This window comes from Aquabacterium olei (genome assembly GCF_003100395.1).
In the GTDB taxonomy this organism is placed as follows: domain Bacteria; phylum Pseudomonadota; class Gammaproteobacteria; order Burkholderiales; family Burkholderiaceae_C; genus Aquabacterium; species Aquabacterium olei.
Window position 1 is genome coordinate 1713683 of sequence record NZ_CP029210.1, and the last position, 24866, is coordinate 1738548.

The following is a 24866-nucleotide window of genomic DNA, read 5'->3' on the forward strand; positions in this document are numbered from 1 at the left end:
CGAAGCGTCAAACCCGCTGACGGCAAGGGCTGCGTGCCGCGCACAGTGAAAGCGCACGACACCCAACATTCGGGAAAGCCTGCGAGTCTAGCACCGATTCAGCCCTGCCGCCAACCGTCGTGCACGGCGCGGGACCAGGCGCGCAGGAAATCGGACTGCGTCAGGATGCCCACGAGCCGCCTGTCGTCGCTCACGATCGGGATGTGGTGGTGCCCGCCCTCGGTGAACAGGGGCAGCAGGTCGATGAGGGGGCGGTCGGCGCTGGCCACGCGCACCTGACGCGTCATGATCTGGCCCACGACCTCGGCCTTGTCCGAGTCGGTGCCCGGGGTGGGGCGCAGCAGGGTGCGGAGGCGCTCTGCCAGGGCGCGCACCTCGCCGGCTGATTGCCCGGCGACGCGGTCGGCGTGGCGCATGAAGTCGGCGCGTGTGACGATGCCCACGAGGTGCTGGTAGCGGTCGACCACGGGCAGTGCCTTGATGTCATGCCGGGCGAGGAGGTTCCACGCTTCCTGCAGCGGGGTGCCGAACTGCACCGTGATGGGGGGCGCGGACATGATGTTGCTGCAGCGCAGGGCGCTCAGCCGGTCGCGGTAGGCCAGGCGCTCGGTTTCGTGGAGCAGCGCTTCGAGGTCGTCGCGGCTGATGTCGAGGACCTGGTTGTAGCGTTGCAGGACCTCGCTCAAGGCGTCGGGTTCGGCGGCGCCCGAGCGCCCGTCGGAGGGGCCAGGCGACGGGGCGCCTTGCGGGTGCGGATAAGGGCGTCCGGTCAGACTGTTGTAGACGGCACCCACGCACACCAGCAGGAGCGTGTTCACGAAAACGGGAAACAGGGGATAGGTCCACTGGGTGGTGTGGGTGAGCACGGCCGTGAGGGCCACGGCACCACCCGGTGGGTGGAGGCAGCGCAGGGCGAGCATGCAGAGCATGGCCGCACCCACAGCGATGGGGCCGGCCCACTCGGCATCCAGCCCGCTGAAGGCGAAACCGAGTCCGATGAGCGAGGACAGGGTGTTGCCACCGAGGGCCGCCCACGGTTGCGCCATGGGGCCGGCCGGGACGGCGAATACCAGCACCGCCGAGGCGCCGAGCGGTGCCATCAGCCACAGGTTGGCCGGTCCGGATGGCCCCAGGCCGTGGCACACGAGGGCCGTGATCAACAGACCGATGCCGGCTCCGATTGCGGCCCGGATGCGCTCCTTGCGGCTGGGCAGTGTCGGCGAAGGCCAGAGCAGGGTTCTGGCGCGGTGCAGCCATGCGGGGCTGGCTGTGCGTTGCAGTGGGCTGAGAGGGGTGGTCATCGGGCCATGAAAAAAGGGGCCGAAGCCCCTTTTCTGTGTCGCGTCCCGAGTGCGATCAGGACTTGGCGGCCAGGCGCTGCCAGGTCTCGACCACGGTGTCGGGGTTGAGGGAGATCGACACAATGCCTTCTGCGGCCAGCCATTCGGCAAAGTCCGGATGATCGCTGGGGCCTTGTCCGCAGATGCCAACGTACTTGCCATGGGCGCGGCATGCCGCAATGGCGCGCGAGATCATGGCCTTGACGGCGGGATCGCGCTCGTCGAAGTCGGCGGCCAGCAGCTCGAGTCCGGAGTCGCGGTCGAGGCCCAGGGTGAGTTGGGTCAGGTCGTTCGAGCCGATGGACATGCCGTCGAAGTACTCGAGGAACTGCTCGGCCAGGATGGCGTTCGAGGGCACTTCGCACATCATGATGACGCGCAGGCCGTCGGTGCCACCCTTGGCGGCACGCACCAAGCCGTGATCGGCCAGCATGCCGGTCACGCGCTCGGCCTGCTTCAGGGTGCGCACGAAGGGCACCATGATCTCGACGTTGGTCAGGCCCATGTCGTTGCGCACACGCTTGAGCGCCTCGCATTCCATGGCAAAGGCTTCACCGAACTCGGCGCTGATGTAGCGCGAGGCGCCACGGAAGCCGAGCATCGGGTTTTCTTCTTCGGGCTCGTAGCGCGAACCGCCGATCAGCTTCTTGTACTCGTTGGACTTGAAGTCCGACAGGCGCACGATGACGGGCTTGGGCCAGAAGGCGGCGGCGATGGTGGCCACGCCTTCGGCCAGCTTGTCGACGTAGAAGGCGCGGGGCGAGGCGTGGCCGCGGGCCACCGACTCGACGGCCTTCTTCAGGTCGTTGTCGACGTTCGGGTAGTCGAGGATGGCCTTGGGGTGGACGCCGATGTTGTTGTTGATGATGAACTCGAGGCGGGCCAAGCCCACGCCGTTGTTCGGCATCTGGCAGAAGTCGAAGGCCAGCTGCGGGTTGCCGACGTTCATCATGACCTTCAGACCGATGTGGGGCATTTCACCGCGGGTCACTTCAGTGACTTCGGTTTCCAGCAGGCCTTCGTAGATGTAGCCGGTGTCGCCTTCCGAGCAGGCCACGGTGACCAGGGTGCCGTCCTTCAGACGCTCGGTGGCGTTGCCGCAGCCCACCACAGCGGGGATGCCGAGTTCACGCGCGATGATGGCAGCGTGGCAGGTGCGGCCGCCGCGGTTGGTGACGATGGCGCTGGCGCGCTTCATCACCGGCTCCCAGTTGGGGTCGGTCATGTCGGTGACCAGCACGTCGCCGGGCTGCACGCGGTCCATCTCGGTGATGGAGTGCACCAGGCGCACGGGGCCGGTGCCGATCTTCTGACCGATGGCGCGGCCTTCAGCCAGGATGGTGCCGGTGCCCTTGAGCTTGTAGCGCTGCTCGGCCTTGCCCTGCTGCTGGCTCTTCACGGTTTCCGGACGGGCCTGCAGGATGTAGAGCTTGCCGTCGGTGCCGTCCTTGCCCCATTCGATGTCCATCGGGCGGCCATAGTGCTGCTCGATGATGATGGCGTACTTGGCCAGTTCGGTGACGTCTTCGTTGCTCAGGGAGTAGCGGTTGCGGGCCTCGACGGTGGTGTCGACCGTCTTGACCAGCTTGCCGGTGGCGGCCTTTTCTTCGGCCGTGCTGAACTCCATCTTGATCAGCTTGGAGCCCAGGTTGCGGCGGATGACAGCCTGCTTGCCGGACTTCAGGGCGGGCTTGTGGACGTAGAACTCGTCGGGGTTGACGGCGCCCTGCACCACGGTTTCACCCAGACCGTAGCTGGAGGTGATGAAGACGACGTCGGAGAAACCGGATTCGGTGTCGATGGTGAACATCACACCGGCGGCGCCGAGGTCGGAGCGCACCATGCGCTGCACGCCGGCCGACAGGGCGACCACGTCGTGGGCGAAGCCCTTGTGCACGCGGTAGGAAATGGCGCGGTCGTTGTACAGCGAGGCGAAGACTTCCTTCATCTTGTGCAGGATGTCTTCGATGCCGACGACGTTCAGGAAGGTTTCCTGCTGGCCGGCGAACGAGGCGTCGGGCAGGTCTTCGGCAGTGGCCGACGAGCGCACGGCGAACGAGGCCTGCAGGTTGTCACCGGCGAGCACCACGAAGGCGTCGCGGATGGCCTTTTCGAGATCGGCGGGGAAGGGCTGGGCTTCGACCCAGCCACGGATTTCGGCGCCGGCGGCGGCCAGGGCGCGCACGTCTTCGGTGTCGAGGGTGGCCAGGCGCTGGCTGATGCGGTCGGCCAGTCCGTCGTGCTTCAGGAATTCGCGGAATGCGTGGGCGGTGGTGGCGAAGCCCGTGGGCACGCGCACGCCGTCAGGCAGCTGCGAGATCATCTCGCCGAGGCTGGCGTTCTTGCCGCCGACGACTTCGACGTCGGACATGCGAAGTTGTTCGAAAGGCACGACCAGGGCGGTCGGCTCGAATCGTTGGGTCATGACAAAGCTCCGGATGGTAAAAAAATGGGTCGGTACACCGCCGGAGCGAGGCCTTTAATGGGGCTCACGTTGTGCGTAAGCCTTTGATTCTTGTGGGCCTTCACCGGTGTTGTGCACCAGATGGGCGAGATTGTAGGGGCCACGGCGATTTCGCGGAGGCAGAATGTGGACTTTTGGGCCCTTTGTCCGTGGGGCCGCCCCCCACGGCGCGTTCTGTCATGAGTGATCGCAGCGTTTTCTTCGTGTCCGATGGCACCGGCATCACGGCCGAAACCATGGGCAACTCCATCCTGGCGCAGTTCGCGATCAAGCCGCGCCATGTGCGGCGGCCGTTCATCGACACGGTGGACAAGGCCCACCAGGTGGTCCGCGAGATCAACACCGCCTGCATTCGCGAAGGCAAGCGGGCCATCGTGTTCACCACCCTGGCCAACGACGAGGTGCTCGACATCCTCAAGGGCTGCCAGGGCAAGGTCTTCGATGTCATCAAGACCTTTGTGGAGCCGCTGGAGCACGAGTTCAACATGAAGTCGAACCATCGGGTGGGGCGTTTCAGCGATGCCAGCCAGGACCGCGAGTACAACGACCGCATCGACGCGATCAACTTCGCGCTGGAGCACGACGATGGGCAGTCGTCGCGGAACCTGGAGACGGCCGATGTGGTGCTGGTGGGCGTGAGCCGCTGTGGCAAGACGCCGACTTCACTGTACCTGGCCATGCAGCACGGCATCAAGGCGGCCAACGTGCCCCTGATTCCGGAAGACTTCGACCGGGGCTTTCTGCCGAGCATGCTCAAGCCGTACAAGAAGAAGTGCTTCGGGCTGACCATCGACCCCGAGCGCCTGAGCCAGATCCGCAACGAGCGTCGCCCCGGCAGCCGCTACGCTGCGCTGCAGAACTGCCGGATCGAGGTGCAGGCCGCCGAGTCGATGATGCGGCGCGAGGGCATTTCCTGGCTGTCGTCCACGCACAAGTCAATCGAAGAGATTGCCACGACCATCCTGCGCGATCTGCGGCCGGATCGGTTGATCTACTGATCCGCCCTGGGTGTTTCGGCGGCGTGCAGGTGTTGCAGCGCCGCCATCAGGTTCTTCAGTGAGCCGATCAGTTCGCGCGCCGTGTCCCACATGTCGGGCACCTGCGAGCGCGCCTGCGTGAGCCCGGTGATGGCCTGTGCGGTGAGCATCGGGGCGTGGAGATTCAGGCCGGTGCCCTTGACGTTGTGCAGGACCTTGCCAAGGGCCTCGGAATCCTGCGAGGCGAGGGCGGCTTCGAGCTGGTTGATCAGTTCGGGGATGGTGTGGCTGAGCGCTTCCACCAGCCGGGTGCGCAGCGCGGGCTGGGGCGCGTAGTGGCTCCAGAAGGCGGCGGCGTTGGCGTCCATGTTGACCGGTCGGCCGGCTGACGAGACCTTGCCGGTGGCGGTCGATGTTCCAGCAGCGCCGAAGGCGGCGGGGGCCGGTGGCTTGCGTCGCGCATGCCGCAGCACCGCCTCGACCAGCGGGGTGATCAGGTAGGGTTTGGTGACGTAGTCGACCATGCCGGCCTGCAGCGCACGTTCGCGTGCGGCCTGGAAGGCGTGCGCCGTCAGACCGACCACTGGCAGGCCGGGGGCGAGGCGCGCCAGCGCCTGCGTGGTCTCGTAGCCGTCCATCAAGGGCATCTGGATGTCGCACAGGACGAGGTCGAAGTGTTCGGCGCCATGGGCGCGCACCAGCTCCAGCGCCTGCAGGCCGTCGCCGGCGAAGTGAACCGCCGCACCTTCCTGAATCAGCATCTGCTCCAGCACGAGCCGGTTCACGGCGTTGTCTTCGGCAGCCAGGATCTGCAGGCCCTCGAGCCGGGGACGCCCGGCCTGCGGCGGCGGAGCCACGTCTGCCTGCTGCAGCGCGCGCAGCACCCGAAGCGGGCTCAGCGGGGGGGCGATCACACGGGTGGCACCCGCGGTGTGCGGCGGAAGGGAGGGGGGCGTGCTGGAGGTGCCGACCACCAGCAGCCTGCAGCCTTGCCGGGCCAGGGACTCCAGCGCGGCAGGCGGCGCGCGCAGGAGTTGATCGACGTCCAGCAGCAGGGCGTGGGGCGCTTGCGTTGCGGGCGGCAGGTCGCTGACCAGCAGCATCTGCGGCTCGCGTGCCTGAAGCAGGTGGTGCAGACGCTGCAGCGCAATCCGGTCGTGCCGCCACGCCACCAGATTGCGCAAGGGGCGCCAGTCGACAGGCTGCGGGTTGCGCAAGGGCAGCGAGAAGGTGAATGTGCTGCCCTGGCCGGCGCCGGAGGATAGCGTGATGTTGCCCCCCATCAGCTGCGCCAGCCGCTGGCTGATCGCCAGGCCCAGGCCGGTGCTGCTTTCGCGGCGGCTTTCGTCGATGTGGATCTGTTCGAAGGGCTGGAAGAGCCGGTCCTGTGCTTCCGGCGGGATCCCGATGCCAGTGTCACGCACCGTGAGGCGCAGGGTGGCGTCGCTGGCATCGACGTCCACGTGGACCATGCCCTGGTCGGTGAACTTGATGGCGTTGCTGACGAGGTTCAACAGGATCTGGGCGCAGCGGGTGAAGTCGCCCCGGAAGTGGCCCGGCACGTCGGGTGCATCGCTGAGCAGCATCGACAGGCCCTTGGCTTCGGCCTGGGTGGCGCACATCGACAGCACGTGGTCCAGCAGCTGGGCCAGGTCGATGTCGCCGTCTTGAATGGGCATCTTGCCGGCTTCGATCCGGGAGAAATCCAGCACGTCGTTGATGAGCGCCAGGAGGTGTTTGCCCGTGGCCAGGATCTGTTCGAAGGTGCTCCGGGCGGCGTCGGAGCCTGGCTGACGGGCGCCCATCTGGGCCAGCCCGAAGATGGCGTTCAGCGGTGTCCGCAGTTCGTGGCTGATGTTCGCCAGGAACACGCTCTTGGCCTGATTGGCGGCCTCGGCGGACTGACGGGCCGCCTTGGCCTCGCTGATGTCGAACACCATGACGAGAAAGCCGCGCACCTCGCCATCGCGCCAATCGGGCAGGTAGTGCGCCTGGCAGTGGCGGAGCTCGCCGCGGCGCGTACGGAGGTCGCGCTCGAAACACTGTGCCTCTCCGCGCAGCGCCGCTTCCATGTAGGGACGGTTGCGCTCGAAGAGTTCGTCACCGAGCAGTTCTCGGATGTGCAGGCCGACGAGCTCCTGCGGCGTCTTGCCGAACCACTCCAGGTAGGCGTGGTTGGCGAACCGGTTACGGAAGTCGCGCCCCCAGTAGCCCACCATGCCGGGGATGCCGTCGAGGATGTGCTGGAGGCGATGCTGGTGTTCCGACAAGGCAGCGGTGCGCTCGGCCACGCGTTCTTCCAGCGTCGCGTTGAGCGCCTGCAGGGCCATTTCCGCCTCGCGTCGCTCGGTGATGTCGAGCACCACGCCGGTGTAGAGCAGCGCACCCGGGCGATCCGCCGGCTGGCCCCGGGAGAGAAGCCAGCGAACCGGGCCGTGTGCGGGATTGGTGCGCCAGGTCAGCTCGAACGCCCGTCGCTGGGCCGTCGCTTGCCGCAAGAGCTCGCACGCATCATCCCGGTCGTCGGGATGGAGGCTGATGAGCCAGCTGTCAAAGCACGGCGGGTAGGTGTCGATGTCGAGGCCGTACAGTCGCCAGACGGCGTCTGACCAGATGTTGACGTTGCTTTCGGTGTCCCACTGCCAGATGCCGGTGACGGCCTGGTTCAGCGCATAAAGCAGGGCGTCCTGATCGAAGGCCGGCTCGGCGCGGGCCACTGGCACGGTGGGCCGGAGGCCATGAAGACCAACGGCAGGCGGTACGGCTCCCGACATCAGGCCCTCCCGGCACGCCCTTCGAGGGGCGGCGCGCTGCTGATCGGGCTCGCATGCCAGGGGCGCCAGTAAGCCCGGGGCCGACGCCTGTTGAACGCCACTGTCGCCGCACACCGGCGTAGTGGCAATTCAATTCCGGGTCAACACCTCGGGCTTTCGGTCAGGCGTAATCGCCGACCGGCACGCAGGAGCAGAACAGGTTGCGGTCGCCGTAGACGTTGTCCACACGGCCCACCGGCGACCAGTACTTCTGCAGACGCAGGCTGCTGACCGGGTACGCAGCGGTTTCGCGGCTGTAGGGGCGGGCCCACTCGCCTTGCAGCAGGCTGGCGGCCGTGTGCGGGGCGTTCTTCAGCGGGTTGTCGTCCTGCGGCCACTGGCCTTGCTCGACCTGGCGGATCTCTTCGCGGATGGCAATCATGGCGTCGCAGAAGCGATCCAGTTCGGCCTGCGATTCGCTTTCGGTCGGTTCGACCATCAGCGTGCCGGCCACCGGGAAGCTCAGCGTGGGGGCGTGGAAGCCGTAGTCGATCAGGCGCTTGGCCACGTCTTCGGCGCTGATGCCGCTGGTGTCTTTCAGCGGGCGCAGGTCGAGGATGCACTCGTGCGCCACGCCGCCGCCCTTCACCTCGGCCTTGCCGCTGCTGAAGTGGATGTCGTAGTGGTCGGCCAGGCGGGCGGCCACGTAGTTGGCGTTCAGGATGGCCACTTCGGTGGCCGCCTTCAGGCCGTCTGCGCCCATCATGCGGATGTACATCCAGCTGATCGGCAGCACGGCGGCGTTGCCCAGCGGCGCGGCCGAGACGGCGCCCACCTGCACGTCGGTGCCCAGGCCGGCCGAGCGGTGCGCCGGCAGGTAGGGCACGAGGTCTTCGACCACGCAGACGGGGCCGACGCCGGGGCCGCCACCGCCGTGCGGGATGCAGAAGGTCTTGTGCAGGTTCAGGTGGCTGACGTCGCCGCCGAACTCGCCCGGGCCGGCCAGGCCGACCAGCGCGTTCATGTTGGCGCCGTCCACGTACACGCGGCCGCCGTGCTGGTGCACGAGCTTGCACAGCTCGGTCACACGCGTTTCGAACACGCCGTAGGTGGAGGGGTAGGTGATCATCACGGCGGCCAGGTTGGCGCTGTGCTGTTCGCACTTGGCCTTCAGGTCGTCGAGGTTGACGTTGCCGTCGGCGTCGCACTTCACGACCACGACCTTCATGCCGACCATCTGGGCGCTGGCCGGGTTGGTGCCGTGGGCGCTTTCGGGGATCAGGCAGATGTCGCGGTGGCCCTCACCGCGGGCGTCGTGGTAGGCCTTGATGACGAGCAGGCCGGCGTATTCGCCCTGCGAGCCGGCGTTGGGCTGCAGGCTGATGCCGGCGTAGCCGGTGGCCTGCGACAGCCAGGCGCACAGTTGCTGGTCGAGCAGTTCGTAGCCCTTGAGCTGGTGGCGCGGGGCGAATGGGTGGATGTGCGCGAACTCCGGCCAGGTGATGGGAATCATCTCGCTGGTGGCGTTGAGCTTCATGGTGCACGAACCCAGCGGGATCATGGTGCGGTCCAGCGCCAGGTCCTTGTCGGACAGGGCGCGGATGTAGCGCAGCATTTCGGTTTCGCTGTGGTGCGTGTTGAACACCGGGTGCGCCATGAAGTCGCTGGTGCGGCGCAGGGCTTCGGGCAGGCGCAGCGTCAGGCCCTGGGCCAGCGTGTCGATGGCCGGCACGGGCTGACCGTTGGCGAACAGCGCCAGCAGGGCGCTCAGGTCCTGGCGGGTGGTGGTTTCGTCCAGCGTGATGCCCACGGTGTCGGCGCTGGCCGCACGCAGGTTGATGCCCTGGCCTTCGGCCGCGGCCAGGATGGCGTCGCGGTCGGCGGCCAGCACTTGCACAGTGTCGAAGCCGGTGTCATGGATCAGCTGGCGACCCAGTTGCTGCAGGCCCTTGGCCAGGATGGCGGTGTAGCTGGCCACACGCAGCGCGATGCGCTTGAGGCCTTCGGGGCCGTGGTAGACCGCGTACATGCTGGCCACGACGGCCGGCAGCACCTGCGCGGTGCAGATGTTCGAGGTGGCTTTTTCGCGGCGGATGTGCTGTTCGCGGGTCTGCAGGGCCAGGCGGTAGGCGGTGTTGCCGTGGCTGTCCACGCTGACGCCGACCAGGCGACCGGGCAGGGAGCGCTTGAACTCGTCCTTGGTGGCCAGGTAGGCGGCGTGCGGGCCGCCGTTGCCCATGGGCATGCCGAAGCGCTGGGTGGTGCCGCAGGCGATGTCGGCACCGAGTTCGCCGGGCGAGGCGAGCAGCGTCAGGGCCAGCAGATCGGCGGCCACGATGGCCAGCGCGCCCTTGGCGTGCAGGGCGTTGATCAGCGGGCGCAGGTCGCGGACCTGGCCGTTGACGCCGGGGTATTGCAGCAGCGCGGCAAAGCAGTCGTGGCTTTGCAGGTGCTCGGCGAGTTGCGCGGCGTGCACCACGTCGACGGTGATGCCCAGCGGCCTGGCGCGGGTCTGGATCACTTCCAGCGTCTGCGGCAGCACGTCATGGCAGACCACGAAGCGGGTGCTCTTGCTCTTGCCACCGCGGGCGGCCAGCGTCATGGCTTCAGCGGCCGCGGTGGCCTCGTCCAGCATCGACGCGTTGGCGATGGCCATGCCGGTCAGGTCGGTGACCATGGTCTGGAAGTTGACCAGGGCCTCCATGCGGCCTTGCGAAATCTCGGCCTGGTAAGGCGTGTAGGCGGTGTACCAGGCGGGGTTCTCGAGTATGTTGCGCAGGATGACGCCGGGCGTCAGCGTGCCGTGGTAGCCCTGGCCGATGAAGTTGCGCATCAGCTTGTTCTGCCCGGCGATCGCCTTGAGTTCGGCCAGCGCCTGAGCTTCGGTCAGCGGCGCAGGCAGGTCCATCGGACGGCTGCGGCGGATGGACTCGGGCACGATGGCGTCGATCAGGGCCTGGCGAGAGGCCACGCCGACCACGCTCAGCATGTGGGCTTGTTCGGCATCCCAGGGACCGAGGTGGCGGGCCTGGAATTCGGAGGCGTTTTCGAGCTCGGCGAGCGAGGGCAGGGCGGTGTTCGGCATGGCGTTCGGCGGCGGTGGCCCGGCAGCCAGCCGGGCGGGGATCGGGTCGGTCTGCCGCGCGAGGCACAGCGGGCAGACCGTTTCAAGCGACAGCGCGGGGTGTTCGGCCCCGCGACGTGCCTCAGGCGTTCTTCAGCAGAGCGTCGTAGGCGGTTTCGTCCATCAGGGCGTCGGCTTCGGCCGGGTTGGCCAGCTTGACCTTGAAGAACCAGCCGGCGCCCAGCGGGTCGGTGTTGGCCAGGGCGGGGTCGTCGCGCAGGCCTTCGTTGACTTCGACGATCTCCCCGGTGAGCGGCATGTAGACGTCGGCAGCGGCCTTGACGGACTCGACCACACCAGCCACGTCCTTGGCGTTGAAGGTGGTGCCCACGGCGGGCAGGTCGACGAAGACCACATCACCCAGGGCGTCCTGGGCGTGGTGCGTGATGCCCACGATGGCGGTGCCGTCGGCTTCGATCTTCAGCCACTCGTGGTCGGGGGTGTACTTGAGGGACATGGTGTGGTCCTTTGGATGCAGAGAAAAGAGGAATGGGCAGAGCCCGGTGTGCCGAACGGCCGTCAGTATCTCAGGCCTGACGGGCCGCGCGGGCGCACCGACCGGCTGGCTCAACCGCGGTGGTAGCGGTGCGGCGCGAAGGGCAGCGGGCTGACGGTCATGGCGACGCGCTTGTCGCGCACCACGGCGTAAACGGCGGTACCGACGGCGGCGTGCGGGGTGGCCAGGTAGGCCAGTGCCACGGGCTGGTTCACGGTCGGCCCGATGGAGCCGCTGGTGACCACGCCGATGTCGGTGCCGTCTTCGGTGACCACGCGAGCGCCTTCACGCACGGGCATGCGCTCGGTGCTGATCAGGCCCACGCGCTTGCGCTGGGTGCCCTGGGCGAAGTGGGTGTCGATCACGGCAGCGCCGGGGTAGCCGCCAGCACGGTCGCCACCGGCACGGCGCACCTTCTGGATGGCCCAGGTCAGCGACGCTTCAACCGGCGTGGTGGTGGTGTCGATGTCGTGACCGTACAGGCACAGGCCGGCTTCCAGGCGCAGCGTGTCGCGCGCGCCCAGGCCGATGGGCTTGACTTCAGGCTGGGCGAGCAGGGCACGGGCCAGTTGCTCGGCCTTGTCGGCGGGCACGGAGATCTCGAAGCCGTCTTCGCCGGTGTAGCCCGAACGCGTGACAAAGCAGTCGATGCCGTCCAGCACGACGTGGGCGCCGGTCATGAAGACCAGTTGCTGCACGGCGGGGTTCAGACGGGCCAGGGCCGTGACGGCCTGCGGACCTTGCAGCGCCAACAGGGCCTGGTCGGGCAGGGGGGTGACGGTGCAGCGCTGGCCAATGCGGGCCTGCAGGTGGGCGATGTCCTGGGCCTTGCACGCGGCGTTCACAACCAGGAACAGGTCGTTTTCGCGGCGCGTGACCATCAGGTCGTCGAGGATGCCGCCCTGGTCATTCGTGAACAGGGCGTAGCGCTGCTTGAACGCGGCCAGGCCGACGATGTCGACGGGCACCAGCGTTTCCAAAGCCACATCGGCTTCGGCGCCAGACAGCGTGACCTGGCCCATGTGCGAGACATCGAACAGGCCGGCGGCGGTGCGCACGTGGCGGTGTTCGGCGAGGATGCCGGTGGCGTACTGCACAGGCATGTCATAGCCGCCGAACGGGACCATCTTGGCGCCGAGTTCGACATGCAGAGCATGCAGCGGGGTCTTGAGCAGCGGGGCGGCGGAGGTGTCTGCGGACATGGCAGAAGCCGGCTTGCGAGGCCGGGAGAGGGCAATCCAAACGTCCCGACCTGCGCCGTTCGGCCTGATGGCCGGCTGGCGTGTGCCGGGTGCTGCCCTCGCTGTCCGCTTTACCTGAGAGATTGACCCGTCGCGCCAGTGAGCCTGTGCGGTGCGGGCTTGCCCCTTCGGTGGCCGGGCTGCGCGCGTCATGGGGGTGACGACGGCCCGACTCTCTCCAGTGAGGATCACGGCCGGGCGCCATGCCACAACCGTGTTTGCCAGTCCTTTTGCCTGAGCGTTCGGGCGGTTTGAATTGCCCTGCGCCTTCGGCGACCCCTCGAGGAGGTTCTCTCCTGGCTGTTGCGGATTGTAAGGTGAAACCCGCTCGAAGAGACGAAAAAAAGCCCCCCGGCCTGTGAGGCGAGGGGGCTGAGGACGATCCGGGAACCGTCAGTCGCTTACTTCATCAGCAGATTCGGCAGCCACAGCGACAGTGGCGGGTAGTAGGTGACCAGGACCAGGAAGCCCAGCATGGTCAGCAGCCACGGCCAGACGGCCACGGTCAGCTCGGTGATGCCCATCTTGGTGATGCCGGAGGCCACGTAGAGGTTCAGGCCCACCGGCGGGTGGCACATCCCCACTTCCATGTTCACCACGATCAGGATGCCGAAGTGCACCGGGTCGATGCCCAGCTTGACGGCGACCGGGAACAGGATGGGCGCCATGATCAGCACGATCGACGAGGGTTCCATGAAGTTGCCAGCGACCAGCAGCAGGATGTTGACCACGAGCAGGAAGGCGATCGGGCCCAGGCCCATGCCGACCAGCCAGTCGGCCAGTTGCTGCGGGATGTTCTCGTTGGCGAGCACGAAGCTGAACAGCACCGCGTTGGTGATGATGTACAGCAGCATCGCGCTCATGTTGGCCGAGTTCAACAGCACGCGCGGGATGTCCTTCAGGCTCAGGTCCTTGTAGACGAACACGGCGATGATGAAGGCGTACACGGCGCTCATGGCGGCGGCTTCGGTCGGCGTGAACATGCCGGTGTAGATGCCGCCCATCACGATGACGATCAGCATCAGACCCCAGAAGGATTCACGCAGGGCCTTCATGCGCTGAGCAAACGTGGCCTTGGCCATGCGGGGGTAGTTGAACTTCCTCGCGCGCCACCAGGTGGTGAAGCCCAGGAGGCCGGCCAGCATCAGGCCCGGGATGACGCCTGCCATGAACAGGGCGCCCACCGACGTGTTGGTCGACACCGAGTACATCACCATCACGATCGACGGCGGGATCAGGATGCCCAGGGCGCCCGAGGTGGTGATCACACCCGCCCCGAACTTGTTGGGGAAGCCTGCCTTGACCATGGCGGGCAGCAGGATGGAGCCGATGGCCACCACCGTGGCGGGCGACGAGCCCGACACCGCGGCGAACAGCGCACAGGCCAGCACGCCAGCCAGGCCCAGGCCGCCATACCAGTGACCCACCATGCTGGTGGCAAAGTTGATCATGCGCTTGGCCACGCCGCCGTGCGTCAGGAAGTTGCCCGCCAGGATGAAGAACGGGATCGCCATGATCTCGAACTTCTCGATGCCGGTGAACAACTTCAGCGCCACGGACGCCACGGGCACTTCCGTGAACCCGAAGATGAAGGTCAGGACCGTGAGGCCCAGGGAGATGGAGATGGGCATGCCGGTCAGCATGAGAACCAGCAGGAGCCCGAAGATGATGATGCCGCTCACGTTGATACTCCTCAGGCGCTTGCGTTGGCGGGGTCTTCATCGTCCAGGCCATCGACGTGGCCATGGTCGTGATGCGGCAATTCACCGGTCTTGGTGAAGTTCCAGGCAACCTGAAGGAAGCGGAAGCACATCAGCGAAGAACCCAGGGGGATGGCGGAATAGATGATCCAGGTGGGCCACTCCAGGTCGGGCGTGGTCGGGCCTTCGATCAGGTCGGTCATGTCGAGGCCGAACGCGTTGTGGAACGCCCAATTGGCGCCGTTGTGCCACACGAAGCCGGCGCCCATCGTGGCGACCAGACCCGTGAAGAGCGCACCGGCCAGCAGACCGAACAGCACGAACTTCTTGCGGTTGTTCGGCGCAAGCTGGTTGATCAGCACGTCGACCCCCACGTGGATCCCGGTGCGCACGCCGTAAGCGGCGCCGAACTTGGCCATCCAGACGAAGAGATAGATGGTCGCTTCCTGCGCCCACGCGAAGTTCAGGCTCAGCAGCCAGTCCTGCAGGGGGGTGTGGAAGCCCGCCGCATATCGGTGAACGACGGAGACAAAGATGATGAGGGTGGCAAGACCCATCAGGGTCGCAATCAGCCACTCCTCCAGGTGATCGAGCCATTTCATGCGGGCTCTCCTTGGATGAGTCAGTGACAGTTCAAAAAAATGGCCCACGTTGGCAACGTGGGCCAGCAGCGATCAGCCCGGCTGGATCACATCTTCGACGGGTCGAAGTTGGTGGTCTTGTAGATCTCGCTGATCGTTTCCTGGCCGATGCGCGAAGACATCTGCTGATGCACCGGGAACATCGCCTTCTTCAGCAGGAAGCGTTCGGCCATCGTCGGCTGGTGGATCGTCGTCTTGCCCGATGCCTTGACCTTTGCCAGCGCGTCCTGGTTGTCCTGGAAGGCGGTGTCGTTGGCCACCTTGGTGGCGTCGGCCATGGCTTTGGTCAGGGCGGCGCGGATGTCGGCAGGCAGCCCATCCCAGAACTTCTTGTTCACGACGACGGCGTAACCCAGGTAGCCGTGGTTCGTGACGCTCAGGTGCTTTTGCACCTCATGCATCTTCTGGGTGTACAGGTTCGAAGGCGGGTTCTCGGTGCCGTCCACCACGCCGGTCTGCAGGGCCTGGTAGGTTTCCGAGAAGGCCAGCACCTGGGGCACTGCGCCGACAGCGCGCATCTGAGCGTCCAGCACCTTGGACGACTGGATGCGCATCTTCACACCCTTGTAGTCCTCGACGCTCTTGAGCGGCTTGTTGGCCGACATGACCTTGAAGCCGTTGTCCCAGTAGGCCAGGCCGGTGATGCCGCGCGACTCGAGCTTCTTCAGGAGCTTCTGGCCGACCGGGCCGTTGGTGACGGCATGCAGGTCGGCGTAGTCGTCGAAGATGAAGGGCAGGTCGAAGGCTTCAAATTCCTTCACGCCGAGCGGTGCGAACTTCGACAGCGACGGGGCCAGCATCTGGACGGAGCCCAGTTGCAGCGCTTCCATCTCTTCCTTGTCCTTGTAAAGCTGGCTGTTCGGGTAGACCTCCACCTTCACACGGCCCTTGGTCAGCTCGGCGGCGCGCTTGGCGAAGAACTCGGCACCCTTGCCCTTGGGCGTGTCTTGAGCCACCACGTGGCTGAACTTGATGACGATAGGCGCCTGGGCGAACGCGGCGGGCACGAGGGCCGCCGTGGCTGCCAGGGTAACGAGGCTGCGGCGCAGCAGGCTGGTTGCAGAGCGGGGGATCATGTGGATGGTCTCCGTATCGGTGTGGTGAAACGAATTGTTCCTTCTGCACCCCTGCCCAGAGAATTGTGGACATCCACATTTGGACCGCATCGTGGCCCGATGTGAGGGTAAACGATAGGGTTCTGCGCCTAGACTGCGGGGCCATGCTTGCGCTCCATGAGGCTTTGTCGATGAGTCCGTCTGTCAGCGTGCCCCCGCGGCCCGCTGTCGCCTTGCCCCCCGTGCCGCGTTTGCGTCTGTTCGGGGTTGCGGTGCGTCTGGTGCCGGGGCTCTGGGCATGGCCGCTGGTACTCACGCTGGTGTTCGTGGTGGGGGTGATGGCCTGGCTGCGGGCGGTCGAGCATGCCGATCGCGAGGCACAGATGGCGGCCATGATTTCCGATGCGCTCTCGCTGGAGGCGCAGATCAACGGCAGGCTCGACAGCGAGCTGACGCGCATGAAGGTGCTGGCCGACGGCATCAGCGGCCGGCGGCTCGGGCCGGACGCCTTTGCGCGACACCCGATGGTGCTGGACGGCCTGCGCCGCTTCTGGGTCAGCGTGACGTGGATAGGCAATGAGGGACGCGTCATGGCCACCGTGCCCGAGGAGACGCCGGCGCAGCGCTCGGCGGCCCAGGCGACGCTGGACGACGTTGGCCTGACCGGGCACCTGCACCTGCCGCTGACGGATGGCAAGGGCCGGGTGGCCGGGGCGCTGGTGGTGCGCTACTCCACCAGCGAACTGCTGCGCCAGAAGGTGCCCTGGTGGCTGGCCAGCAAGTATGACGTGCGGCTGGTGGACGACCTGGGTGGCGTGTACGCGTCGACGCAGCCCGGCCCGCGGACGCCCGAGCAGGCGTGGTACCGCGTCTCGATGGGCCCGACCCTGCCTCAAGCCTGGCTGGAGCTGAGTGCGCGCGACCGCATCCCCCCCTGGTGGCGAACCTTGCCGGTGGCCTTGATGGGCGGCTTCGTGCTGCTGCTGTTCGCAACCAGCGCCATGTTGCGGCGGCAGATGCGCAGCGTGTCGCGCGCCGAAGAGGCGTGGCGCACCGAGGCCGCCTGGCGAACGGCCATGGAGGATTCGCTGGCAGTGGGGCTCCGGGCGCGTGACCTGGACGGGCGACTGGTGTACGTCAACAAGACAATGGCAGACATGGTGGGCTACCAGCCTGAGGAGCTGGTCGGCCTGTTGCCGCCCATGCCGTACTGGCTGCCCGACGAAATCGGTCAGAGCATGACGCGGCACCTGCGCAACATGGCAGGCAAGGCGCCTCGCATGGGCTACGAGTCGCGCTGGCAGCACCGCGATGGGCGTGTGGTGGATGTGATGATCTTCGAGGCCCCGCTGGTGGACGCCAAGGGGCAGCAGATCGGCTGGATGGCCTCGGTGCTGAACATCACCGAGCGCAAGCAGATGGAAGAGCGCGAACGCCGGCAGATGGAGGCAATGGCGCACCAGGCACGCCTGACGATGCTGGGCGAGGTGGCGTCGACGCTGGCTCACGAATTGAACCAGCCACTGACGGTGATCGCCAGCTACAACGCCGGGGTGATCAACGCGCTGTCACGCCAGCCGGAGGCCGACCCCCAACTGCTCAAGGCCCTTCAGCGCATGGGCGAGCAGGCGGCGCACGCGGGCCGCATTGTCAAGCGCATCCGGGAGTTCCTGACCCGGCGAGAGCCGCAGCTGGAGCCCTGCGGGCTGCCCGCGGTGATCGAGTCGGGGATGGCGCTGTTACGCAAGGACATTGCCCGGCTCAACGTCGAGCTTGCCATGGATTGCCCGGCCAACCTGCCCGAGGTGGTGGCCGACCCGGTGTTGCTGGAGCAGGTGGTGGTGAATCTTGTGCGCAATGCCTGCGACGCGGTGGGCACGCAGGACGGCCCACGACGGGTGAGCGTGCGGGTGGCGTGCCTGCCGGCTGATGACGGCGAACGCGCCCGGGTTCGCGTGTGTGTCGAGGACAATGGCCCCGGTCTGGGCGGGCGGACCACGGAGCAGATCTGCGCCCCGTTCTTCTCGACCAAGGCGGAAGGCATGGGGATGGGGCTGGCCATCTGCCGCTCGATCATCGAACTGCACTACGGCACGATGGAGGCGGCGGAGCGGCCCGAGGGCGGTGCAAGCCTGTGCTTCACGCTGCCCGTGGCCGATGGGGCCGCCGAGGTCGAAGGTGAGATCGAGGGGCAAAGGGCACAGGAGGCATGACGAGCATGATGGCGAACGAACCCGGTGTGGTTTACCTGGTGGATGACGAGGCCGTGGTGCGCGACGCCCTGGTGTTTCTGCTGGGTTCGCGGGGGTTGCTGGTGCACGCGTTTGACAGTGGGCCCGCGTTGCTGGAGTTTCTCGAGCAGGCGACAACACCGGTGCGTGGCGTGTTCCTGCTCGACGTGCGCATGGAGCCGATGTCCGGCCTGCGCCTGCATGAAGAACTCGTGGCCCGGGGGCACCGCAGTCCGCTGCTGTTCCTCAGCGGCCATGGCGACATCCCCATGGTGGTCGAGGCCTTGAAGAAGGGCGCCTTCGACTTCCTGGAGAAGCCGTACAGCGACAACACGCTGGTCGATCGCGTGGAGCAGGCGCTGGCCGTCGAAGCGGCCTCGTATGCCCAGGATGCACTGGCCGTGGAGCGCCAGGCCCGCCTGGCCAGCCTGAGTGACCGCGAGCGGGAGGTCATGCACCGGGTGGCGGCCGGCAAGCTCAACAAGGTGATTGCCGACGAACTGCACATTGCGGTGCGAACCGTGGAGGTGCACCGGGCGCGGGTGTTCTCGAAGCTGGGCGTCCGGTCGGCCGCAGAGCTGGCCGGCTGGCTGGCCGTGCAGGGCCCCACCGCGAGCTGACCCACCGAACGGCCGAGGCGCCTGCTCACGGCGTCGCGTTACACTTTTTTGCCTTTCGGCCGAAAACCTCTTCGGGCGCAGGGCAGGTGTGCAAGCGCGCAGAACAAGCAGTTCGAGGAGGTCTGAGTGGAAGTGTCGCGGGATCGGCGCCGCCTGGTGCTGGGATGCAGCGCCATCGTGGCGATGTGGCTGTCAGGATGCGGGGCGCGGGGCATCATCCGTCATGATCTGGCGGGCTCCGGCCAGACCGGCCCGAGGCGGGTGCTCGTGGTGCCCGCCGACTTCGTGATCACCGAGATCACTTTCGGGAAGACCGAAGAGCGCGTGGTGGCGGCCGAGCGACGTGCCGCCAGAACGCTGGTGGAGCAGGTTCGCGAATTGAGCGAGAAGGACAAGTCCTTCGAGGTGGTCACACTGGAATCGCTGGAAGCCGACGAGCGCGAGACCCTGCTCCAGCACCGCGCGCTGTTCGCCACCATGGTGAGCCAGATGCTGCAGGTCAAGGAAGGGGCGGTCGATGTGTGGTCCGACAAGGCGCGCTACTTCGACTACACCCTTGGTGCGGGCATGGCCGACATCGCCCGCGAGCGCCAGATCGACACAGCGATCTTTGTGGTGGGGCGAGACAAGGTGCGCAGCATGTCGCGCAAGGTGCTCGACACGCTCAACGCCGTGCTGCCCCTGGGCGAGTCGCTCAGCTCGCAGCCTGCGGCCGTGGTGACGGGCGTGGTCGACCTGCGCAGTGGCGATGTCCTGATGTTCGACGCCGACACCGCCACGCGCAAGTCGCTCACGAACGACGCCGACGTGCGGGCGATGGGCGAAACGGTGCTCAGCGACTTCCGTTGGGCGCTCAAGGCACGCAAGGGGTGAGCATGCGGCTCCGCACCTTGTGCAAGCGCATTTCGTTGCTGGCTGTGCTGGCTGGCCTGGTGGCTGGCAGCCCGGCCCACGCGCTGTTCTACGACCCGTTCCCCGATGCAGCGGCAGTCAGGCCCAGCGACGAGCTCGAGGAACGCATCTGGCACGAAGCCGAAATCTTCCGGGCCCAGTTCGTTCGTGGCCAGACGCCGGAGCGCCTGCGGCCGCTGCAGCGCAGTGTGCGCGCGGTCCTGCAGCGGCACTGGCCCGATCTGGCCCCGAAGCTGGATCTGGTCGTGATCGACAACGCCGACGTGGTGGCGGTGTCCAGTGCCAATGGCGACATCGTCGTGAGCACCGGCATGCTGATGCGGCTCGACAACGAGGAAGAGCTGGTGGCGGTGCTGGCCCGGGAAGTGGCCCACGTGCTGCAGCGCCACGCAGTGCGCACCGTGTACGCGGCCCGGCTCGGTGCGGGGGCCAACGTGGTGTTCCAGACCGTGGTGAAAGCCAATTCGCTGATCTCCACGGCCGGCCTCATCACTGCGTTCCAGGTCACGCCGGAAATGCTGTTGGTCGATGGCGGCAAGGCGTTCATCCAGGCGCAGCTGGGTCGGCTCAAGGAAACCATGGCGGACAACTTCGTGCGCCGCATGTCGGCCACGGGCTTCGACGCCATGGTGAAGACCTCGCTGTTCGGCTATTCGGAGGCGCTCGAGACCGAGGCCGACGAGTACAGCCTGTCGGTGCTGAGCCGGCGTTTTGGCCACACCGACGCGTTCTCGCGCGTCATGCAGCGCTTGCTGGATGAGGCCAGGGTCGACGAGAAGAAGTTCTCGGCGTTCTACGCCAATGAAGAGCGGCTCGCCCAGCGGGTGGAGGTGGCGCGCCGCGCCGCCGCGGCCACCGAGGCGTCGGTCGCTCCGGCCGCGGCGACCGGTGGGCCTGTGGCATCCGATGCCCAGGCTGCGGTCGCCCTGCCGGCCGGCGCGCTGGAGTTGCCTTCGCAGGTGGCCGTCGCCACGGTCGTGGTGGGTGATGAGCCCGCGGGTGACGAGGCTGCTGTCTCGCCCACCGCCATCCGCGCCGCGGCGATCACCACGTCGGTCGCCGAAGCGGAGGTGCAGCCATATGGCGACTTGCTCGCGCCCTGGGCGCTGCCCGTCTTCGAGACCGAGCTGGAGGCGGGGCGCCTGAACCGCGTCATGCGCAACATCGAGCGCCCGCGCGCGCACGTCGTCCTGCCGTCCGGCGCACGCGTGTTGCTGGCGGAGGCCTGGGCGGCTCACCCCGATGCCACGCACGCGCCCCGAGTGTCTGCCGAACTGGAGGCGCATGTTCAGGCGCACCCGGATGACGCCCGTGCGCTCAAGTTGCTGGGCGTGATGGCGCTGAGGCAGGGTGACCTCGAGGCTGCGCGCGCGCACCTTACCCGCGCCCGCGAACTGGCCCGCACCGACGAGGAGCGCGGCTTCATCGACCAATACCTCGGCCTGGCCAACAAGAAGCCGGGAAGTACATCGTGATGTTCCAACGAATGACCCGCGGCGCCCTGTTTGCCGTGGCGGTGTGGCTGGCGGGCTGTGCGCCCACCTGGCAGCAGGTGCAGAAGCAGGAAACCGTGAAAGGCCCGACGCGTGCCTACATCGCCGTCATCCCAGAGGGCTGGAAGCGCGCGCCCACCGACAGCGACGTGCTGCTGATCACCCGTGACGGGCTCTTCCTGCAGCAGATCAGCATCACCCGGCGCCCGGTGGACGAGGCGTTTGCAGGCCGCAAGGTCACCGCCAGTACCCCGGCGCAGGATCTGGCGCTGTGGCAGTACCAACGCATGCGCGACGACGAGCCCGATCTCGTCCGCACCGACCGCGACGAGCTCAAAGGCTTGATGGGCCTGTTCCCCGTGGGACATGCCAAGCCGCTGGCGGGCACGACAGAGCGCGTGGCGATCAAGCCCTTCGCGCAGGACGGCGTGCCGGCCTTCCGGATGGACACCCGCAGCCAGAACGGCTGGGGGCTGGAGTACCTCAGCCAGAGCGTCGGCTTCGTCCACCAGGGCGACTTCTGGGTGGTGCGCTACCTGGCCCCACGCCTGCACTACGCCAGCCGCGATCAGGCCACCTTCGAGGCTTTTCTCGCGAACCTGAAGCTCAAAGAGAAATGCCGGCTTTTCTGTTCCGATTGAACGCGCCTTGAAAACACCATGAAAAAGACAGCCCTTGCCCTCATCCTGTCGGTCGCTTCGCTGACCGTGGCGGCCGAATGCCGGATCACCTCGGTTCGTGACGGCCAGATCGCCACCATCTTCAAGAAGCACGGCGGCTGGACCTTCGAGAACTACGATGAGGTCTGCGCCAAGCTGAACCGCGCCCGAGCACGGATCCAGATCGTGGGCATGGCATCGGTGCTGGTGAACCAGTCGGTGGGCTGGGCCTCGTTGACCGTGGTGGACATGGACAGCAACGTGTTCACGGCCGACTACGCCTCGATGAACACCCAGGTCAACAGCTATGCGAGCCAGGACAAGGCCGACGCGCTGGTTCACACGGCCATCAACCAGGCTGCCAACGACTGGACCGGGCTGGACCGGGCGCTCGCGGCGCTCGATGAAGAGCGGAAAAACGCCCGGATGGTGTTCGGCAGAAAGAGGTGATGCCGGTGGGGCGTCCCCCGAAGGGTGGGAAATTCCGGGACAATCACGCCCCATGAGTTCCGAACAGACCCCCACCGTCACCCCTGCCAGCGCGCCCAAGATCGGCTTTGTTTCACTTGGCTGCCCCAAGGCGTTGACCGATTCCGAGTTGATCCTCACGCAGCTGCGCGCAGAGGGCTATGAAACCAGCAAGACCTTTGCCGGCGCCGACCTGGTGATCGTCAACACCTGCGGTTTCATCGACGATGCGGTGAAAGAAAGCCTGGACACCATCGGCGAGGCGCTGGCCGAGAACGGTAAGGTCATCGTGACCGGCTGCCTGGGCGCGAAGGCCGGGGCAGGTGAGGGCACCAACCTCGTCAAGGACGTGCACCCCAGTGTGCTGGCCGTCACGGGCCCGCATGCCACGCAAGAGGTGATGGACGCCGTGCACCAGCACGTGCCCAAGCCGCATGACCCGTTCATCGACCTCGTGCCCGAGGCGCGCGGCGTGGCCGGCATCAAGCTCACGCCCAAGCACTATGCCTACCTGAAGATCAGCGAGGGCTGCAACCACCGCTGCAGCTTCTGCATCATCCCCAGCATGCGCGGCGACCTCGTGTCGCGCCCGATCGGCGATGTGCTGAGCGAGGCCAAGGCGCTGTTCGAATCCGGCGTGAAGGAACTGCTGGTCATCAGCCAGGACACCAGTGCCTATGGCGTGGACGTGAAGTACCGCACCGGCTTCTGGGACGGCAAGCCGGTCAAGACCCGCATGTACGACCTGGCCGCCCGCCTGGGCGAGATGGCCCGCGAACACGGTGCCTGGGTCCGCATGCATTACGTCTACCCCTATCCGCACGTGGATGAGGTGGTGCCGCTGATGGCCGAAGGCCTGATCCTGCCTTACCTGGACGTGCCGTTCCAGCACGCGCACCCGGATGTGCTGAAGCGCATGAAGCGCCCGGCCAACGGCGAGAAGAACCTCGACCGCCTGCGCCGCTGGCGCGAGATCTGCCCGGAGATCGTCGTGCGCTCGACCTTCATCGCCGGCTTCCCGGGCGAGACCGAAGAAGAGTTCGAATACCTGCTCGACTTCCTGAAGGAAGCCGAAATCGACCGCGCGGGCTGCTTTGCCTACTCGCCGATCGACGGCGCGCCGGCCAACGAACTGCCCGGCGCCTTGCCCGATGAGGTGCGCGAGGAACGCCGTGCCCGCTTCATGGCGGTGGCGGAAGAGGTGTCGATCGCCCAGCTGCAGCGCCGCGTGGGCGCCACCATGCAGGTGCTGGTCGACAGTGCGCCCGCACTGGGCCGCAAGGGCGGCGTGGGCCGCAGCTATGCCGACGCGCCCGAGATCGACGGCACCGTGCGCCTGCTGCCGCCCGAGAAGGCCAGCAAGACGCTGAAGGTGGGTGAGTTCACCCGCGCGCGCATCGTGGCGGTGGAAGGCCACGATCTGATCGCGCTGCCGATCTGATCGCGCTCAGGCTTCGAGCTTCAGGAACAGTTCGCGGTCCGGCGCAAAGTTCGCGTAAAGCGGCATCAGCGCGCCACCCAGCGCGCGGGCATCCGACCCGATCATGCCGCCCATCACCTGGGGCTCGAAGATCCCTTCCCAGTTGTACTCGGCCAGCGCACTTTGCACGGCGGCCAGCAGCGATGCGAGCAGGCCGCGGCTGAACGAGCCATCGACGATGACGCCTTCCAGGTCGAGCACGCACGCCGTCGTGTTCACCGCCATGGCGATGCCGCGCGCGGTGTGCGCGACCCAGTCGGCGGTGTGGGGCATCCAGGGCGACTGCATGGCCCGGTCATCGTAGGCGGCCATGGGGTCGAGGCCGGCCGCTTCGAACGCCTGCTCGAGGTTGACCAGCGAGGCCACGCTCAGCAGCTGAGCCGGCATCGAGGCCTGCCCGGGCTGCGCGGGCGACAGAGGCAACGAGCCCACCGCGCCTGCATTGCCATGGATGCCGCCGCGCAGGTGGCTGTCGATGACCAGGCCGCCGCCGATGAAGGTGTCGACGAACACATAGAGGAAGGTGGGCACGCTGCGGCCGCGGCCCGCCACCAGTTCGGCCACACAGGCGGCCGACGTGTCCTTCACGAAGTGCACCGGCAGCCGGGTCGTGTCCTGCATGCGCGATGGAATGTCGACCGCCTGCCACGTGCGGGCCTTGTGCTCCGGCATGCCGAGCAAGGTCTGCCAGCCGCCGAGCGAGAACGGCGCTGCCACGCCGACACCCAGCAGGCGATCGGCCTTGGCGGCGCCCAGCGTGTCGCGCAGGTGGGTCTGCAGCAGGGCCACGTGCCGGGCGATGTCATCGAACAGCGTGTCGGGATCCGGCCAGGGGTAGGGCAGGGTGTGCCGCTGGCGTACGCGCCCGGTGAAGTCGACGAGCAGGGCATCCATGTTGCGCCGGCCCACCTTGATGCCCACCGAGAAGGCCCCGTCGGGGTTCAGTGAAATGGGCACCGACGGCTGGCCCACCTTGCCACGCACCCGGGCCTGCTTGATGACGAGGTCGTCTTCCTGCAGGCGCTCGATGATGATGGACACCGTCTGCGGGCTGAGGTGCGTCAGCCGCGCCAGATCGGCCTTGGGCAAGGCGCCGTGCAGCCGGATCGCCTGCAGCACCACGCGCTCGTTGTACTGCCGCACCCCTTCCTGGTTGGAGCCGCGCGGGCGCAGGCGAGGGTGGGGGTCGACAGAAGCAGCTGGGGACGTCAT

The 24866-nt window shown here is 67.0% G+C and carries 18 protein-coding genes and 2 riboswitches; of the genes, 8 read left to right on the forward strand and 10 right to left on the reverse strand.

The annotated features are described in order from the left end of the window. Positions 1–98: 98 nt before the first annotated feature. Positions 99–1301 carry an HPP family protein gene (locus DEH84_RS07860; protein ID WP_109036305.1) on the reverse strand — a complete coding sequence of 401 codons (1203 nt, stop codon included), beginning with the start codon at positions 1299–1301 and terminating at the stop codon, positions 99–101. Between the two features lie 55 nt (positions 1302–1356). Next, entirely contained in the window at positions 1357–3765 is a 2409-nt protein-coding gene (gene ppsA, locus DEH84_RS07865) for a phosphoenolpyruvate synthase (protein ID WP_109036307.1), read from the reverse strand. 218 nt (positions 3766–3983) lie between these two features. Here ppsA and ppsR point away from each other — a divergent pair, with 218 nt between their 5' ends. Beyond that, on the forward strand, positions 3984–4802 hold the full coding sequence (ppsR, locus tag DEH84_RS07870) for a posphoenolpyruvate synthetase regulatory kinase/phosphorylase PpsR (RefSeq protein WP_109038278.1): 819 nt from the start codon (positions 3984–3986) through the stop codon (positions 4800–4802). Here the strand turns inward: ppsR and DEH84_RS07875 are convergent. From DEH84_RS07875 to DEH84_RS07905, 7 genes are all read right to left on the reverse strand, one after another. After that, entirely contained in the window at positions 4796–7504 is a 2709-nt protein-coding gene (locus tag DEH84_RS07875; RefSeq protein WP_159098904.1) for a hybrid sensor histidine kinase/response regulator, read from the reverse strand. The two genes, ppsR and DEH84_RS07875, sit on opposite strands and share 7 nt — an antisense overlap. A 211-nt stretch (positions 7505–7715) precedes the next feature. Continuing rightward, a complete protein-coding gene (gene gcvP, locus DEH84_RS07880) occupies positions 7716–10619 on the reverse strand; it encodes an aminomethyl-transferring glycine dehydrogenase (RefSeq protein ID WP_109036311.1) in 2904 nt (967 codons plus the stop codon). A gap of 121 nt (positions 10620–10740) precedes the next feature. Further along, positions 10741–11115, reverse strand: a complete 375-nt coding sequence (gene gcvH / locus DEH84_RS07885) for a glycine cleavage system protein GcvH (protein ID WP_109036313.1) — start codon at positions 11113–11115, stop codon at positions 10741–10743. A 110-nt stretch (positions 11116–11225) separates the two neighbouring features. Further along, on the reverse strand, positions 11226–12356 hold the full coding sequence (gcvT, locus tag DEH84_RS07890) for a glycine cleavage system aminomethyltransferase GcvT (RefSeq protein WP_109036315.1): 1131 nt from the start codon (positions 12354–12356) through the stop codon (positions 11226–11228). 91 nt (positions 12357–12447) lie between these two features. Further along, a riboswitch (glycine riboswitch) is annotated at positions 12448–12587 on the reverse strand. 20 nt (positions 12588–12607) lie between these two features. After that, positions 12608–12704: riboswitch (glycine riboswitch) on the reverse strand. Positions 12705–12796: 92 nt separating this feature from the next. After that, positions 12797–14077, reverse strand: a complete 1281-nt coding sequence (locus tag DEH84_RS07895; RefSeq protein ID WP_109036317.1) for a TRAP transporter large permease — start codon at positions 14075–14077, stop codon at positions 12797–12799. An 11-nt stretch (positions 14078–14088) separates the two neighbouring features. Beyond that, positions 14089–14697, reverse strand: a complete 609-nt coding sequence (locus DEH84_RS07900; protein ID WP_109036319.1) for a TRAP transporter small permease — start codon at positions 14695–14697, stop codon at positions 14089–14091. A gap of 86 nt (positions 14698–14783) precedes the next feature. After that, complete coding sequence (locus DEH84_RS07905; RefSeq protein ID WP_109036321.1) at positions 14784–15812, reverse strand: TRAP transporter substrate-binding protein; 1029 nt, start codon at positions 15810–15812, stop codon at positions 14784–14786. A gap of 170 nt (positions 15813–15982) precedes the next feature. Here DEH84_RS07905 and DEH84_RS07910 point away from each other — a divergent pair, with 170 nt between their 5' ends. The 7 genes from DEH84_RS07910 to rimO all read left to right on the forward strand — a co-directional run bounded on the left by DEH84_RS07910 (position 15983) and on the right by rimO (position 23615). Continuing rightward, a complete protein-coding gene (locus DEH84_RS07910; protein ID WP_159098905.1) occupies positions 15983–18004 on the forward strand; it encodes a sensor histidine kinase in 2022 nt (673 codons plus the stop codon). 5 nt (positions 18005–18009) lie between these two features. Continuing rightward, a complete protein-coding gene (locus tag DEH84_RS07915; protein WP_245932719.1) occupies positions 18010–18642 on the forward strand; it encodes a response regulator transcription factor in 633 nt (210 codons plus the stop codon). 126 nt (positions 18643–18768) lie between these two features. Then, positions 18769–19515 (forward strand): hypothetical protein, encoded by a 747-nt coding sequence (locus DEH84_RS07920; RefSeq protein WP_109036325.1) that lies wholly within the window; start codon positions 18769–18771, stop codon positions 19513–19515. 2 nt (positions 19516–19517) lie between these two features. Beyond that, positions 19518–21029 carry a M48 family metalloprotease gene (locus DEH84_RS07925; protein WP_109036327.1) on the forward strand — a complete coding sequence of 504 codons (1512 nt, stop codon included), beginning with the start codon at positions 19518–19520 and terminating at the stop codon, positions 21027–21029. Next, positions 21029–21688: a hypothetical protein gene (locus tag DEH84_RS07930; RefSeq protein WP_159098906.1), complete on the forward strand. Its 660-nt coding sequence runs from the start codon at positions 21029–21031 to the stop codon at positions 21686–21688. The genes DEH84_RS07925 and DEH84_RS07930 overlap by 1 nt, the downstream gene beginning before the upstream one ends. Before the next feature lie 18 nt (positions 21689–21706). Beyond that, a complete protein-coding gene (locus tag DEH84_RS07935) occupies positions 21707–22156 on the forward strand; it encodes a hypothetical protein (protein WP_109036331.1) in 450 nt (149 codons plus the stop codon). 52 nt (positions 22157–22208) lie between these two features. Next, a complete protein-coding gene (gene rimO / locus DEH84_RS07940) occupies positions 22209–23615 on the forward strand; it encodes a 30S ribosomal protein S12 methylthiotransferase RimO (protein ID WP_109036333.1) in 1407 nt (468 codons plus the stop codon). A gap of 6 nt (positions 23616–23621) precedes the next feature. Here rimO and DEH84_RS07945 read toward each other — a convergent pair whose 3' ends face one another. Then, positions 23622–24866 carry an ROK family transcriptional regulator gene (locus tag DEH84_RS07945; protein WP_109036334.1) on the reverse strand — a complete coding sequence of 415 codons (1245 nt, stop codon included), beginning with the start codon at positions 24864–24866 and terminating at the stop codon, positions 23622–23624.

Excerpts from the sequence above, each read along its gene's own strand:
- DEH84_RS07860 (WP_109036305.1), bottom strand. The coding sequence starts at position 1,301 with ATGACCACCCCTCTCAGCCCACTGCAACGCACAGCCAGCCCCGCATGG.
- ppsA (WP_109036307.1), bottom strand. The coding sequence starts at position 3,765 with ATGACCCAACGATTCGAGCCGACCGCCCTGGTCGTGCCTTTCGAACAA.
- ppsR (WP_109038278.1), top strand. The coding sequence starts at position 3,984 with ATGAGTGATCGCAGCGTTTTCTTCGTGTCCGATGGCACCGGCATCACG.
- gcvP (WP_109036311.1), bottom strand. The coding sequence starts at position 10,619 with ATGCCGAACACCGCCCTGCCCTCGCTCGCCGAGCTCGAAAACGCCTCC.
- gcvH (WP_109036313.1), bottom strand. The coding sequence starts at position 11,115 with ATGTCCCTCAAGTACACCCCCGACCACGAGTGGCTGAAGATCGAAGCC.
- gcvT (WP_109036315.1), bottom strand. The coding sequence starts at position 12,356 with ATGTCCGCAGACACCTCCGCCGCCCCGCTGCTCAAGACCCCGCTGCAT.
- DEH84_RS07900 (WP_109036319.1), bottom strand. The coding sequence starts at position 14,697 with ATGAAATGGCTCGATCACCTGGAGGAGTGGCTGATTGCGACCCTGATG.
- DEH84_RS07905 (WP_109036321.1), bottom strand. The coding sequence starts at position 15,812 with ATGATCCCCCGCTCTGCAACCAGCCTGCTGCGCCGCAGCCTCGTTACC.
- DEH84_RS07910 (WP_159098905.1), top strand. The coding sequence starts at position 15,983 with ATGAGTCCGTCTGTCAGCGTGCCCCCGCGGCCCGCTGTCGCCTTGCCC.
- DEH84_RS07915 (WP_245932719.1), top strand. The coding sequence starts at position 18,010 with ATGATGGCGAACGAACCCGGTGTGGTTTACCTGGTGGATGACGAGGCC.
- DEH84_RS07925 (WP_109036327.1), top strand. The coding sequence starts at position 19,518 with ATGCGGCTCCGCACCTTGTGCAAGCGCATTTCGTTGCTGGCTGTGCTG.
- DEH84_RS07930 (WP_159098906.1), top strand. The coding sequence starts at position 21,029 with ATGTTCCAACGAATGACCCGCGGCGCCCTGTTTGCCGTGGCGGTGTGG.
- DEH84_RS07935 (WP_109036331.1), top strand. The coding sequence starts at position 21,707 with ATGAAAAAGACAGCCCTTGCCCTCATCCTGTCGGTCGCTTCGCTGACC.
- rimO (WP_109036333.1), top strand. The coding sequence starts at position 22,209 with ATGAGTTCCGAACAGACCCCCACCGTCACCCCTGCCAGCGCGCCCAAG.
- DEH84_RS07945 (WP_109036334.1), bottom strand. The coding sequence starts at position 24,866 with ATGACGTCCCCAGCTGCTTCTGTCGACCCCCACCCTCGCCTGCGCCCG.